Annotated in this window: 10 protein-coding genes and 1 tRNA gene; 7 read left to right on the top strand and 4 right to left on the bottom strand. The window is 55.7% G+C overall.

Annotated elements, in window-relative coordinates:
* The gene (trxB, locus tag AUQ42_RS09495; protein WP_068518883.1) at nucleotides 1-951 is read right to left on the bottom strand and encodes a thioredoxin-disulfide reductase; all 951 of its coding nucleotides are present in this window, start codon (nucleotides 949-951) and stop codon (nucleotides 1-3) included.
* Nucleotides 952-1,296: 345 nt separating this feature from the next.
* Between trxB and AUQ42_RS09490 the strand changes: the two genes are divergently transcribed.
* The 3 genes from AUQ42_RS09490 to AUQ42_RS09480 all read left to right on the top strand — a co-directional run bounded on the left by AUQ42_RS09490 (nucleotide 1,297) and on the right by AUQ42_RS09480 (nucleotide 3,964).
* On the top strand, nucleotides 1,297-1,782 hold the full coding sequence (locus AUQ42_RS09490; protein WP_068518843.1) for an Lrp/AsnC family transcriptional regulator: 486 nt from the start codon (nucleotides 1,297-1,299) through the stop codon (nucleotides 1,780-1,782).
* A 323-nt stretch (nucleotides 1,783-2,105) separates the two neighbouring features.
* Complete coding sequence (locus tag AUQ42_RS09485; RefSeq protein ID WP_068518842.1) at nucleotides 2,106-2,483, top strand: hypothetical protein; 378 nt, start codon at nucleotides 2,106-2,108, stop codon at nucleotides 2,481-2,483.
* A 17-nt stretch (nucleotides 2,484-2,500) separates the two neighbouring features.
* Entirely contained in the window at nucleotides 2,501-3,964 is a 1,464-nt protein-coding gene (locus AUQ42_RS09480) for a methyl-accepting chemotaxis protein (protein WP_068518841.1), read from the top strand.
* A gap of 167 nt (nucleotides 3,965-4,131) precedes the next feature.
* On the opposite strand, the gene greA is transcribed toward AUQ42_RS09480, so the two are convergent.
* The 3 genes from greA to carA all read right to left on the bottom strand — a co-directional run bounded on the left by greA (nucleotide 4,132) and on the right by carA (nucleotide 9,216).
* Nucleotides 4,132-4,605 (bottom strand): transcription elongation factor GreA, encoded by a 474-nt coding sequence (gene greA, locus AUQ42_RS09475; RefSeq protein ID WP_068518840.1) that lies wholly within the window; start codon nucleotides 4,603-4,605, stop codon nucleotides 4,132-4,134.
* Between the two features lie 105 nt (nucleotides 4,606-4,710).
* The gene (gene carB, locus AUQ42_RS09470) at nucleotides 4,711-7,953 is read right to left on the bottom strand and encodes a carbamoyl-phosphate synthase large subunit (protein WP_068518839.1); all 3,243 of its coding nucleotides are present in this window, start codon (nucleotides 7,951-7,953) and stop codon (nucleotides 4,711-4,713) included.
* Nucleotides 7,954-8,049: 96 nt separating this feature from the next.
* Nucleotides 8,050-9,216 carry a glutamine-hydrolyzing carbamoyl-phosphate synthase small subunit gene (gene carA, locus AUQ42_RS09465; RefSeq protein ID WP_068518838.1) on the bottom strand — a complete coding sequence of 389 codons (1,167 nt, stop codon included), beginning with the start codon at nucleotides 9,214-9,216 and terminating at the stop codon, nucleotides 8,050-8,052.
* A gap of 368 nt (nucleotides 9,217-9,584) precedes the next feature.
* On the opposite strand from carA, the gene AUQ42_RS09460 reads away from it, so the two are divergent.
* From AUQ42_RS09460 to AUQ42_RS09445, 4 genes are all read left to right on the top strand, one after another.
* Nucleotides 9,585-10,040, top strand: coding sequence for a GatB/YqeY domain-containing protein (locus tag AUQ42_RS09460; protein ID WP_068518837.1), 456 nt, complete (start codon nucleotides 9,585-9,587; stop codon nucleotides 10,038-10,040).
* A gap of 169 nt (nucleotides 10,041-10,209) precedes the next feature.
* Entirely contained in the window at nucleotides 10,210-12,099 is a 1,890-nt protein-coding gene (gene dnaG, locus AUQ42_RS09455; RefSeq protein ID WP_068518836.1) for a DNA primase, read from the top strand.
* Between the two features lie 114 nt (nucleotides 12,100-12,213).
* Complete coding sequence (gene rpoD / locus AUQ42_RS09450; RefSeq protein ID WP_068518835.1) at nucleotides 12,214-14,271, top strand: RNA polymerase sigma factor RpoD; 2,058 nt, start codon at nucleotides 12,214-12,216, stop codon at nucleotides 14,269-14,271.
* 112 nt (nucleotides 14,272-14,383) lie between these two features.
* A tRNA-Ile gene (locus AUQ42_RS09445) sits at nucleotides 14,384-14,457 on the top strand.
* Nucleotides 14,458-14,617: the final 160 nt, after the last annotated feature.

The following is a 14,617-nucleotide window of genomic DNA, read 5'->3' as shown; positions in this document are numbered from 1 at the left end:
TCAGGCTTCGTGTTCGGCGATGAACTTTTCAGCCTCAAGCGCGGCCATGCAGCCCATGCCAGCCGCGGTCACGGCCTGACGGTAAATCTTGTCGGTGACATCGCCAGCCGCAAACACACCCGGGACATTGGTCACGGTGCTGCCCGGCTTGACCAGAACATAGTTCTCGTCATCCATATCGACCTGGCCCTTGAAGATGGCGGTCGCCGGATCATGGCCGATAGCAACAAAGAAGCCGTCAGCCGGAATGTCGGTGACTTCGTCGGTTTTGACATTGCGGACGCGAACCGCCTCGACGCCATCCATCGGGCCGTCACCGCCCAGAATGTCTTCGACAACGCTGTCCCAGACCACGTCGATTTTTTCATGCTTGAGAAGGCGTTCCTGAAGCATCTTTTCGGCACGCAATTCATCGCGACGATGGATCAGGGTAACTTTCGAGCAGATACCGGCAAGATACAGGGCTTCTTCAACGGCGGTATTGCCGCCACCAACAACCGTGACCGGTTTGTTGCGATAGAAGAATCCGTCACAGGTCGCGCATGCCGAAACGCCGCGGCCATTGAACTTTTCTTCGCCCGGAAGGCCAAGCCAGCGTGCCTGCGCACCGGTCGAAATGATCACGGTTTCAGCGATATAGGTATCGCCGGAGTCGCCTTTGCAGACGAACGGACGTTTAGAAAAATCGACCTCGGTGATCAGGTCATGCACCATTTTGGTGCCGACATGTTCAGCCTGTGCCTTCATCTGGTCCATCAGCCACGGGCCCTGAATGACATCGGCAAAGCCCGGGAAGTTTTCGACATCGGTGGTGATCGTCAACTGACCACCCGGCTGAAGGCCCATCACCATCATGGGTTCAAGGTTGGCGCGTGCCGCATAGATTGCCGCAGTGTAACCGGCAGGGCCGGAGCCGATGATGAGGACTTTGGTCTGATGTTCCTGGGCCATGTTCTTTGTATATGTCCGAGATTGATAAAAGCTGACGTCGAACATATGGGCAGTCCGGACAAGACGCAACCGCTTCACGCAAAGTTTGACCGGCGGATATCGCGTTTTTTGGATGGTGAAATTTTACGCAACAAACCGGTAGTTTCGCCAGACTGTTGAAGGCCGGGGACAATGCCGGAATTTTGCATCGTCAGCGATGCCAAAAAGCGGATTTTACTGCATTTTCAGTTACGGCATCCAAGCGCAAGATTGCATTCTTGTTCGGAATATATTATTGCCAGCAACTTGCCTCGCTGTAATATTGTTTCAATCGGGGTAACTTTCGCGCACAGAATCGAGGAATAAATGCAACGGGTCAAACTCGACAAGATCGACCGCAGAATCCTGCGCGATCTACAGGAAGATGGCCGCATGACCAATGTGGAACTTGCCAGACGTGCAGGTATCTCGGCCCCGCCCTGTTTGCGTCGTGTGCGCGCACTCGAAGAAACCGGATTTATCCAGGGCTATCATGCCGATGTCGATGCGCAGGCGCTTGGCTATAACGTGACGGTGTTTGCGATGGTCGGTCTTGCCAGCCAGGCCGAACATGATTTGCGTGCCTTTGAAGCCCGTGCGGCGCAATGGCCGGAAGTTCGCGAATGCCACATGGTGGCCGGTGAAATGGACTTCCTGCTGAAAATCGTTTCGCACAGCTGGGACGAATATCAGAAATTCCTGACCACCGAACTGACGGTTGCCGAAAACGTCAATCACGTCAAATCGGCATTGTCGATTCGAACCGCAAAGAACATGCCCGGCGTTCCGATTGATATCGACGCCGAAGACTGATCGCTTCGGACATTTGCTGCGTAATGTAAACCGGTGCCAATTTGGCGCCGGTTTTGTTTTTGCGTCCTGTTTCCGTGCAACCCGCCATGGGCATCGCATGCCGCCCGGGCTTGGGTGCCGTCGTGCGGCGATGTCGCGGGCTGGGTGTGGCTAGCGGACTGATATCATGATGGAAAAACGTGATCGAGCAATACGCTCAAATACACGTGCAGATGAATAACCTTACTAAACGTAGGGATGAAAATCCTTGTAAAGGATGTGGTTTAGGCATACATACCAAGTACCTATACCAATGGGATAAGTTTTATATCAAAGGTTAGTCATTGGAAGCGTTCAGATCACAGCAGCAAGTCCGCGAGAATGAACCGGTCGTCGATCAGGGATGGTCGGGGATCGTGCCGGCAGGTTTATTTGCCCTGTGCGGTGTGGTGTTGTTGGTGCTTTTGACCTATCGCCCGGCCGATGACATGACCGGTGTCGGTATGGTGTTTCCACTTTCACTGTCTGAAGATGACATTCTTGCGCAAGTCGGTGCGTCTGGCGGGCGCGTTGTGCGGTTTGGCGGCTTTGGCCATATGGCGGTCGTTGTTCGCGACGATGGTGCCGTCCCGCAGGCCGAAGATTTCGGCGCGATGTTTACCCTGTCTCCGCTGATTGCTTCAGCATGTTTTGAGTCCGGCGATACCAATAACGCCTTTTGACGTCTGGGTGTAAGTCCATGGAAAAGTTACTAGAAATTCGGGCCAACGCGATAAAGACACTGTTTGTGATCCTGGCGCTGCACATCCCGCTTAGCGGGATTGCCGGATATGTCGCCAGCAGTGATGCATGGTCGCCATTGATTGCCAGTGCAGTTTTTGCCGCAGTTGCCTTTGTGATTTATCGCCTGGCGGGAACGCAGGCACAGGTCACGCGGTTTGTTGTGGCCTCGGCGATGATTTTGCAGGTTGGTGTGCTGGTTTATGCGTTTCGCGGGCATCACTGGCAGATTGACGTGCATATGTATTTCTTTGCTGCCCTTGCGGTTCTTGGCGCACTGGTATGCTGGAAAACGATTGTCGTTGTGACCGGCGTGATCGCGCTGCATCACCTGATCCTGAATTTCGCGGTGCCTTACTGGGTGTTCCCCGAAGGCGGCCAGTTCTGGCGTGTGGTTTTGCATGCAGTGGTGGTGATTGTAGAAGCGGGCGTTCTGATCTGGTCGTGCAAAAGCCTTTATACCACGCTTGCCAATGCCGAAACCGCACGCAACGAAGCGGTCAAAGCCGCGACCGCGGCCGAAGATCTGTTGGCGCAGAATGAACAATTGCGCAAACAGCGTCAGGTCGAACGCGAACAGTTCAAACGTGAACTGGCCGACCAGATCAGTGCGATGATTGGTAAATCGGCCGGGGCGGTTGATGATGAATCTGTTCAGTTGCAGAAACGTGCACAGCATATGAATGACCGTGCACGGGTTGCAAAGGAAGCATCCAAAGGGGCGGTGCACGCGTCTGAAGAAACGTCGCAGAACGTGGAATCAGCGGCGTCGGCAGTCGATGAAATCAACGCATCGGCCGAAGAAATCGCCCGCCAGATCGGACGTGCCCGCGAGATTACCGACAATGCGGTGGAGCGGTCAAAAACCGCCAGTGATCGGATCGAATGGTTGTCAAATGCGGCCGAAAAGATTGGCGAAGTCGTCAATCTGATTACCGATATCGCATCCCAGACCAATCTTCTGGCGCTCAACGCGACGATCGAGGCCGCCCGTGCCGGAGAAGCCGGCAAGGGCTTTGCCGTTGTTGCCAACGAGGTCAAAAACCTGGCCAACCAGACGGCACGGGCAACGGACGAGATCGCCCAGCAGATTTCCGAAATCCAAGCCGCAACCGGGGATTCGGTGTCGGCGGTAAACGGGGTTTCCGAAACCATCGGCGACATGGTCGAAGTGGCGGCAACCATTTCGGCCACCATGGAACAGCAGCAAAGTGCAACCCGCGAGATCGCGCACAGTCTGGGCAGCACGGTTGAGGCAACCCGCGATCTGTCGGACCTGATCCATCAATTGTCACAGATTTCGGCCGAAACCGGCGAGATGGCAACCGAACTTCTGGGCAGTGCCGATCATCTGGGATCGGAGGCAACCGATCTTAATCGCAATGTGGAGGCCGTTCTCGAACGGTTGGCCAAAAGCGGTTAAAGCCAGCAGATCCGTTGCCAAAATGGCAGACAGCAGAAAGCCGGGCATACGCGCCCGGCTTTTTTGTTTGCTGTGACGGGGGCTGGAGCGGGGATATCTGGCACGCGGGCATAAAAAAACGGCCCGATAATCATCGGACCGTTTTGATCACTGGGACATTTCCCGATTTACGAGAAATCGACCTTCAGAATTTCATAGCTTTTGGTGCCGCCCGGGACGGTTACTTCGACGGAATCACCGACAGACTTGCCGATCAACGCACGCCCGATCGGCGAGGTGGTTGAAATGCGGCCAGCATTGATGTCAGCCTCGATCGGGCCGACAACCTGATAGGTGGTTTCCTCGTCGGTATCTTCGTCGACAAGATCAACCTTAGCACCGAACTTCACAACGTTGCCGGCCAGAGACGGCACGTCGATCACTTCGGAACGGCTCAGGACATCTTCGAGCTCGGCAATACGACCTTCGCAGAAACTTTGGCGTTCGCGTGCGGCATGGTATTCGGCGTTTTCCGAAAGATCACCATGTTCGCGTGCTTCCGCGATGGCCTTGATGATTTCAAGACGTTCGACGGACTTGCGATGCTTCAGTTCTTCTTCGAGGCGCTGATGCCCTTGCGGGGTCATTGGTACTTTTTCCATCGCGCTCACAGCCTATTCTTATTAGCGGTCGATACTACAAAATCAACCGCCCGGCATTTTACCGCCGGGCGGTCTGAATTCTTCCGTCAGGTTCGGTAAGGAACCTTAGTACTTGTCCCCAAGATATTCCTGAACCGGACGAACTGCAAGTGCGCCGCGTTTCAGGTTGTCGATGGCGCGCAATGTTGCGCGGGCACCGGCGACAGTGGTGTAGTACGGAATATCATCGGTAAGGGCAGTACGACGGATCGAGAAACTGTCGACCACGGCCTGTTTGCTTTCCGTGGTATTGAATACCAGGTTGATATCGCCGTTCTTCATCATGTCCACGATATGGGGACGTCCTTCCTGTACCTTATTGACCGGGGTGACGTCCAGCCCTTCTTTTTCAAGAGCTTCTGCCGTGCCGTGCGTCGCAACCACGCTAAAGCCAAGGGCAATTGCGTCGCGTGCGAGTTGAACAGCAGCCGGTTTGTCATGATTTTTGACCGAGATGAAGACCTTGCCACCTTGCGGCAGAGTGTGGCCTGCGGCCATCTGTGCCTTGGCAAAGGCGCGACCGAAATCGGTATCAAGGCCCATGACTTCGCCGGTTGAACGCATTTCCGGGCCAAGCAGGGTATCGACACCCGGGAAGCGGTTGAACGGAAGGACTGCTTCCTTGACGGCGATATGTTTGAACGGACCGTGATCAATGTCAAAGTCGCCCAGTTTTTCGCCGGCCATGATACGTGCGCCGATTTTTGCAATCGGGTTGCCGGTTGCCTTGGCAACAAACGGAACGGTACGCGAAGCGCGCGGGTTAACCTCGATCAGATAGATCGTGTCATCCTTGATCGCGAACTGAACGTTCATCAGACCAACAACGTTGAGTGCCTTGGCCAGCTGGACAGTCTGTGCCTTGAGGCGTTCAATCATGGCCTCGTCAAGCGAGTAGGGCGGCAGCGAGCAGGCAGAGTCACCGGAATGGATACCGGCTTCTTCGATATGCTGCATGATGCCCGCGACAAAGACGTTTTCACCATCGGAAACTGCATCGGCGTCGATTTCGATCGCATCCTGAAGGAAGCTGTCGATCAGAACCGGGCTTTTGCCGGAAACCTGAACGGCTTCGTGCATGTAGCGCAGCAGGTCTTCGGTGGTGTGCACGATTTCCATCGCACGACCGCCAAGCACGTAAGACGGGCGGATCACAATCGGGTAACCGATGCTTTCGGCAATCTTGACGGCTTCGTCAACCGAACGGGCAATGCCGTTGGCCGGCTGTTTGAGGCCGAGCTTGTTGATCAGCGCCTGGAAGCGGTCGCGGTCTTCGGCAAGGTCGATGCTGTCCGGGCTGGTACCAAGGATCGGAATGCCGGCCTTTTCAAGGGCAGCGGACAGTTTCAGCGGGGTTTGGCCACCATACTGAACAATCACGCCCATCAGTTCGCCCTTGGACTGTTCAAGCTGGCAAAGCTCGATCACGTCTTCGGCGGTCAGCGGCTCGAAATACAGGCGATCGGAGGTGTCATAGTCGGTTGAAACCGTTTCCGGGTTGCAGTTGACCATAATGGCTTCGATGCCGGCTTCGCGCAGCGCATAGGCCGCGTGCACACAGCAATAGTCAAACTCGATGCCCTGACCGATACGGTTCGGACCACCACCAAGAATGATGACTTTCTTGCGGTCGGTGACTTCGGCTTCGTTTTCCGGCTCGAAGAAACCATCACCTTCATACATGGAATACATATACGAGGTGCGCGACGGGAATTCGGCAGCACAGGTATCGATGCGTTTGTAAACCGGACGCAGGCCAAGGGCCTGACGGTCGGCGCGGACGGTGTCTTCGTCCTTGCCGGCCAGTTCGGCCAGACGGGCATCAGAGAAGCCGAGCTTTTTAAGGCGCAGCAATTCCTGCTTGTCGGTCGGAATGCCGTTGGCGCGGACTTTTTCTTCTTCGGCGACCAGCATTTCAAGCTGTTTGAGATACCAGCGGTCAAACTTGGTGGCCGACTGGATTTCTTCGAGCGTCATGCCATGGCGGAAGGCCTGGGCCGCGTAAAGAATACGGAACGGGATCGGCTGGGTCAGCTGGGCGCGGATTGCGGCCTTGTCCGGGGCGCCTTCGATTTTGACTTCGTTCAAACCGGTAAGGCCGGTTTCCATCGAACGCAGGCCTTTCTGAAGGCTTTCGGCAAAGCTTCCGCCAATCGACATGGCTTCGCCGACCGACTTCATGGCCGTACCCAGAAGCGGTTTGGCGCCCGGGAATTTTTCAAAGGTGAAGCGCGGGATCTTGGTGACGACATAGTCGATGGTCGGCTCGAACGAAGCCGGGGTCACACCGGTAATGTCGTTATCAAGTTCATCAAGGGTGTAACCAACCGCAAGCTTGGCAGCGATTTTGGCAATCGGGAAGCCGGTTGCCTTGGATGCCAGGGCAGAAGAACGCGACACGCGCGGGTTCATTTCAATAACGATCAGACGACCGTCGTCCGGGTTGACCGCGAACTGAACGTTGGAACCGCCGGTATCAACACCGATCTCGCGGAGCACGGCAAGCGATGCGTCGCGCATGATCTGGTATTCTTTGTCGGTCAGGGTCAGGGCCGGGGCAACCGTGATCGAATCCCCGGTATGGATGCCCATCGGATCGACGTTTTCAATCGAACAGATGATGATGCAGTTATCCGCGCTGTCGCGGACGACTTCCATTTCATATTCTTTCCAGCCGAGAATGGATTCTTCGATCAGGACCGTATGGGTCGGGGAGATCGCCAGACCGTTGCGCACGATCTGTTCGAATTCTTCACGGTTATAGGCAATGCCGCCGCCTTCGCCGCCAAGGGTGAAGCTCGGACGGATGATTGCCGGCAGACCGGTGATTTCAAGTGCCTTGACCGCATCTTCGAAGGTGCTGACCATCGCAGAACGCGCACTTTCCAGACCGATCTTGTCCATGGCGTCACGGAACAGCTGGCGGTCTTCGGCCTTTTCGATGACGTGCTTTTTCGCACCGATCATTTCCACGCCGTATTTTTCAAGGGTGCCGTCATTGAACAGGGCCAGTGCCGTGTTCAGCGCGGTCTGGCCACCCATGGTCGGCAGAAGCGCGTCCGGGCGTTCCTTTTCGATGATCTTGGCGACCATTGCCGGTTTGATCGGCTCGATATAGGTGGCATCGGCCAGGTTCGGGTCGGTCATGATGGTCGCCGGGTTCGAGTTGACCAGAATGACGCGGTAACCTTCTTCCTTGAGCGCCTTACAGGCCTGGGCGCCGGAATAGTCGAATTCGCAAGCCTGACCAATGACAATCGGGCCAGCACCGATGATGAGGATTGATTTGATATCTGTACGTTTCGGCATGTCGTTTTCCGCTTTTCGCAGGGCGGGCGCACGTGCTGCACCGCCTCGTTTAAGTCCGTTAATCGCGTATCTTCGGAGCGTGTCCTGATCGGGTGATCAGGATTTTGCTTCTTCGATCAGACCAACGAAACGTTTGAACAGGTAGTGGCTGTCATGCGGCCCCGGCGATGCTTCCGGGTGGTACTGAACCGCAAAGGCCGGTTTGTCTTTGGCGCGCAGCCCGGCAAGGGAGCCGTCAAACAGCGAGAAATGCGTTGCCTCGACATTGTCGGGCAGGCTGTCCTTGTCGACGACAAAGCCGTGGTTCTGCGAGGTGATCTCGACGACCCCGGTGGTGGCGTCCTTGACCGGGTGGTTTGCACCGCGATGGCCGACATCCATTTTCTTGGTCTTAGCACCAAGCGCCAGCGCCATCATCTGATGACCAAGGCAAATGCCAAAGACCGGCTTGCCGCTATCGATCAGTTTCTTGATGGTCGGAACGGCATATTCGCCGGTTGCCGCAGGGTCACCGGGACCGTTTGACAGGAAGATGCCATCGGGGTTCATCGCCAGGACTTCCTCGGCCGTGGTGGTGGCCGGGACGACCGAGACCTTGCAGTCGAGGCTTGCGAGGTTGCGCAGGATGTTGCGTTTCACGCCATAATCAATGGCAACCACATGGTGTTTTGCATTGCCAAGTTTGCCGTAGCCGCCTTCGCGTGACCACAGGGCTTCATCCCAGTCGTAACCGGTGGTGCAGCTGTTGTCCTTGGCAAGGTCCATGCCCTCAAGACCCGGCCATTCATTGGCCTTGGCGATCAGGGCGGGGATGTCAAAGGTGCCGTCGGGGTTATGGCAGATCACACCGTTCGGTGCGCCTTCGGTACGGATGCGTTTGGTCAGGCGGCGGGTGTCTACACCGGCGATCCCGATGCGGCCATGCTCGGCAAGCCAGTCATTGAAATGTTTGCGCGCACGGTAGTTGGAAGGTTCGGTAATGTCCTGGCGCAGGATGCAGCCAAGGGCGACCGGTTTGGCATTTTCGATATCTTCGTCATTGGTGCCGACGTTACCGATATGCGGGAAGGTAAAGGTGATCATCTGACCGGCATAGGACGGGTCGGTCATGATTTCCTGGTAGCCCGTAATGGAGGTGTTGAAGCAGACTTCACCGACGACCTCTCCTCGGGCCCCGACGCCGCGTCCCCAAAAAACTGAACCATCTGCGAGAACCAGTACGGCAGAAGCACCAGGAGGCGGGGTGTGCGTGGGCGCTGACATTGGCAAATGTCCTTTCGATCTTTCCACGGTGAGACACGGAGTCTTTTTATATATAATAAATGCGGGCAAGCCGATAAAAACGACTGCAATTTGCCTGCATACCGGACATGCGGACGTGCCAAGTCGTTCCCAGCATGTTGAACTGTGCACCGTTGATGCGACAGCGGACCGTGCTGGAAGCGGGGCAAATCGTGATCCCGGTAGGCAAATTGGCGGATGTCTACGGGAGTCGCGGACCCATGTCAAGGACGCATCGAAACTTTTATTTCCCAAGGAAAATCAACGGTTTGCGGGGGAAGGTTTTCTTTGCGTCTTATGCTGTAATGCGGTATGTTCGCTCCTTTCTTCCACAGAATCAGAGATGAGCCATGCTGCGATCGCAGCTTAATGACGCTTTGAAAAAGGCTGTCCTTGCCAAGGATGCCTGCTCCGTTACCACCGTGCGCCTTATTCTGGCAGCACTGAAAGAACGCGATATCGCCGCACGGGGCGAAGGCAACACCGATGGCATTTCGGATGACGAAATCATCAATCTGCTTCAGGCGATGGTGAAACAGCGTCGCGAAAGCATCGAGATGTATACCAAGGGCAACCGTCCCGAGCTTGCCGAACAGGAAGCCGCAGAAATCGCGGTGATCGAGAAATTCCTGCCAGCACAGCTTTCCGATGAGGAAATCGAAGAAGCTGTTCGCGGTACGGTAAGCGAAATCGGTGCGACCTGTCTTAAGGATATGGGGCGCACGATGGCGGCCCTTCGCGAAAAATACAGCGGCACCATGGATTTCGGCAAAGCCGGTGGTGTTGCCAAAAAACTTTTGGGCTAGTCCCGGAAGACCTATCTTTATTTAGAAAGCCGGGCGTGTAAAATCGTCCGGCTTTCGTCGTCCCAGAGCCGGCACTTCGCACAGACGAATTGATAATGCCGCGCCGGGACAAGGACCAACAACAGGGTTGCGCATTTGCGCAACAGCATCATCACGGGATCGGGACATCATGAGCTTTCCCCAGTCGTTTCTGGACGACCTGCGGGCACGGGTCGGACTGGCAGATATTGTCGGTTCATCGGTGAAGCTGATCAAACGCGGCCGGGAATATTCCGGGCTGTGCCCATTCCATTCCGAAAAATCCCCGTCCTTTACGGTCAATGAGCAAAAGGGCTTCTATCACTGCTTTGGCTGTGGGGCGCATGGGGACGTCATCAGTTTTGTGATGAATACCCGCGGGCTGACCTTTGTCGAGGCGGTCGAGGTGCTGGCCAATCAGGTCGGCATGGATGTCCCCAAACCGTCACGCGAAGCCCAGGAACGCGAACAGAAGGCCAAAACCCTTTACGAGGTGATGGAAGCGGCTTGTGTGTTTTTTGAACGCATGTTGCGCATGCCCGAAGGCAAGGAAGGGCTGGATTATTTTCATCGTCGCGGCCTTGATGACAAAACCATTGCCGAATTCCGCCTGGGATTTGCGCCCGACAATCGCGGCGCGCTGAAGGCGGCACTCAAACGCGAAGATATCGACGAAAAGCTGATGATCGAGGCCGGGCTTCTGATCGAACCCGAAGATAGCGGCCGGCAAAGCTATGACCGGTTCCGTGGGCGGGTGATGTTCCCGATCCTTGACCGGCGCGGGCGGGTGGTGGCGTTTGGCGGCCGCGTGATGGGCGATGCCAAGCCGAAATACCTTAACAGTCCGGATACGCCGCTGTTTCACAAGGGGCGCCTTCTTTATGGCCTGCCCCAGGCGCGCGAAGCCGCCCGTCACGATGCACCGATCATTGTGACCGAGGGCTATATGGATGTCATTGCCCTGCACCGGGCCGGGTTCCGCGGGGCGGTGGCGCCACTTGGCACTGCGGTTACCGAAGAACAGATTGGCGAGCTTTGGAAAATGACCAACGAGCCGATCCTGTGTCTGGACGGGGATGCGGCGGGCAAACGTGCAGCTGTGCGGGCGGCGGAACGGGCACTTCCGATCCTGCGGCCGGGCAAGTCATTGCTGTTTTCCATCCTGCCCGAGGGCGAAGACCCCGACAGTCTGATGGGCGCGCCGGGCGGGTTTGAGAATTTCAAAAAGATCATTGAACAGGCCGTGCCACTGGCCGAGCTGGTCTGGCGCATGGATGTGGGGACGCACAAGATCGATACCCCGGAACGGCGGGCCGCCCTTGAGGCCGATATCAATCAGCGGATTTCGGTGATTGCCGACGAGGCAGTGCGCAGCCAGTACAAGTCGATGTTCAATGATCGCATCTGGAAATTGTTCAAGGGCGATCGCGGCGGTAACGCGGCCGGTCGCGGGGCATCTGGCGGCGGTTATCAAAATAAAAAGCCGGCACGGGGTGGCAAACGCGGAAAAAATGACCATTTCTGGGGTCCGGCCGGAAAAGCCGTACCGGGCATGTCGCGACCGCCAATGCAGAAGAAGCGCGATCTACAGGACTCCATTCTTTTGCTGACGCTGATCAATCATCCTGCCCTGCATGATGAGATCGGTGAACAGCTTGGAATCTATAGTTGTGCAGACTCCGCGCTTGACAATCTTCGTCGGGCCGTCTTAAAGCTGCTTGATGACGATCCTGGACTTGATTCCGATTCAATCCGGGCTCATTTGGAGCGCGACGGGCTGTCAGAGACAGTTTTGCGGGTGGTTAGTGCGGATGTAATCGCGCACGCTGCTTTCGCCAAGCCCGAAACGCCGCTGGAACGGGCCAGAACGGGTTGGAAACAGGTTTTTTCCATGGCTGTAAGCTCCCTGGAGGACGAAGAGGCAAAATACGCCGTCCGACAGTTGGCAGCAGATATCAGTCAGGAAGAATGGGAGAGGTTTTCTCACAGGCGTGAGGATCTCGCCCGTCGCCGGGAAAAAGTGTTTAAGCTCGACGACTGATCTTTGGGTGCCTTGCATTCAGGATCGGCGATCGGGCTATTTGTGATTTGCGCTGAAAAGACAGTGCGTGGGACAACAACGGTACGAACGTACCCAGCGGGAAACGGGGAATAGATGTCGTCTAAGACTTCGAACGCTGAAGAGAAAAAGAACTCTTCTGAAAACGCAGACGGACCTCTTCTCGATACATACAAAGCGGCCATCAAAAAGCTCATTGCCAAGGGCAAGGAGAAAGGCCACATCTCTGTCGATGAGTTGAACGCGGCACTGCCGTCAGAACATTTCTCCTCTGAGCAGATCGAAGACGTGATGAGCAATCTCAACGAGATGGGCATCAATGTCATCGATGGTGATGAGGCCGATGACAATGATGACGACAACGACGATTCCGACAACGATCCGAGTGGCAATATTTCTGCCGATGATGTTGGCCGTACCGATGACCCGGTACGTATGTATCTGCGCGAGATGGGCAGTGTCGAACTGCTGTCGCGTGAAGGCGAAATCGCCATTGCCAAGCGTATCGAGGCCGGCCGTGACATGATGATTGGCGGGATTTGCGAATCCCCGCTGACCATTCGTGCCATCGTGAACTGGCATGATCAGCTTCAGGCTGGTGAGCTTTTGCTCCGTGATGTCATTGACCTTGAAACCACCTATGGCGGTGGCCCGGATGCCGAAATCGGTGCCGAGGAAGGCGAGGACGAAGACGTTGATGCAGAGGCAGATGTCGAAAGCTTTGACTCTGCCAATGATGATGAGGACGAAGACGCCGAAACCGAAACCCCCGATGCGATCGGTGGCGAGGAAGCCGAAGAGGAAGAGGACGATGAGTCCGAAGACTCCGAAGGTGAAGAAGGCGGCGAAGGCGATGATGAGGACGAAGACGAGAACGAGCAGGTCAATGTTTCGCTTTCCAAGATGGAAGAGGAACTGACCGAGCAGGTTCTCGAGAAATTCGAACTGATCGCCAAGACCTATGAGAAGCTGCACAAGGCGCAGGAACAGCGTCTGGTGGCGCTGAACAAGGGTGAAACCGTTCCGGCGGCGACCGAGAAGCGCTATACCAAGCTCAAGAACGAGATGGTCGAGCTGATGGAAGATGTTCACCTGAACAATTTCCGCATCGAAGAGCTTCTTGACCATTTGACCGGCCTTAACAACCGTCTTCTGGGGCTTGAGGGCAAGCTTCTGCGCTTTGCCGATCGCTGCAAGATCAAGCGTCCGGACTTCGTCAAACAGTATCAGGGCAATGAACTTGACCCGAACTGGATGGAACGCGTTGCCGGTTTGCCGGGCAAAGGCTGGAAAACCTTTATCGAACGCTATCCCGAAGAAATCGCCAAGCTGCGCGAAGATATCGGTGGTGTTTCGGCCGAGGTCGGTCTTCCGATTTCCGAGTTCCGCCGTGTTTACGGTGTTGTAAACAAGGGCGAACGCGAAGCCGGTCGTGCGAAAAAGGAAATGATCGAGGCCAACCTGCGTCTCGTGATTTCGATCGCCAAGAAATATACCAACCGCGGTCTTCAGTTCCTTGACCTTATTCAGGAAGGCAATATCGGCCTGATGAAGGCAGTGGACAAATTCGAATACCGTCGCGGTTACAAATTCTCGACCTATGCGACCTGGTGGATCCGTCAGGCCATTACCCGCTCGATCGCGGACCAGGCCCGTACGATCCGTATTCCGGTTCACATGATCGAAACCATCAACAAGCTGGTACGTACCTCGCGCCAGATGCTGCATGAAATCGGTCGTGAACCGACCCCGGAAGAGCTGGCAGAAAAACTTCAGATGCCGCTTGAAAAGGTTCGCAAGGTTCTGAAAATCGCCAAGGAGCCGATCTCGCTCGAAACCCCGATCGGGGACGAGGAAGACAGCCATCTTGGCGATTTCATCGAAGACAAGAACGCCGTTCAGCCACTTGATGCAGCGATCCAGGCCAACCTGCGTGAAACCACCACGCGCGTTCTGGCATCGCTCACCCCGCGTGAAGAACGTGTTCTGCGTATGCGTTTCGGGATCGGCATGAATACCGACCACACCCTTGAGGAAGTTGGTCAGCAGTTCTCTGTTACCCGTGAACGTATCCGTCAGATCGAGGCAAAAGCACTGCGCAAGCTCAAACATCCGTCGCGCTCGCGCAAGCTGCGGTCGTTCCTCGATTATTAATAGGATTACAGGCGACGTTCGGGCTTGACCTTGGCCCGAAAATCGCTAGTTTTCGGGACCGCACCGGTAATCCGGTGCGGTCTTTTCTTTACCCTGACACATCTTGTCTTGGGGGCCCGTAGCTCAATTGGTTAGAGCCGACCGCTCATAACGGTCTGGTTGGGGGTTCAAGTCCCTCCGGGCCTACTATGGAGCAGTGACTACAACGCGTATTCACTGCTCCATTGCCGCTTGTTTCCCGTTTGAAGCCATTGTGAAGAGTAGCCACTCGAATTGTTGTGATGATTCGAGGTGTGATACAATTTGATGTGCTCTGGGAGACTGGAAATTTGTCCGGGTTGCAGAG

Source organism: Thalassospira sp. MCCC 1A02491, from assembly GCF_001613785.1.
GTDB lineage: Bacteria > Pseudomonadota > Alphaproteobacteria > Rhodospirillales > Thalassospiraceae > Thalassospira > Thalassospira povalilytica.
The sequence above is the reverse complement of the archived record's forward strand: the minus strand, read 5'-3'. Positions and strand labels throughout refer to the sequence as shown.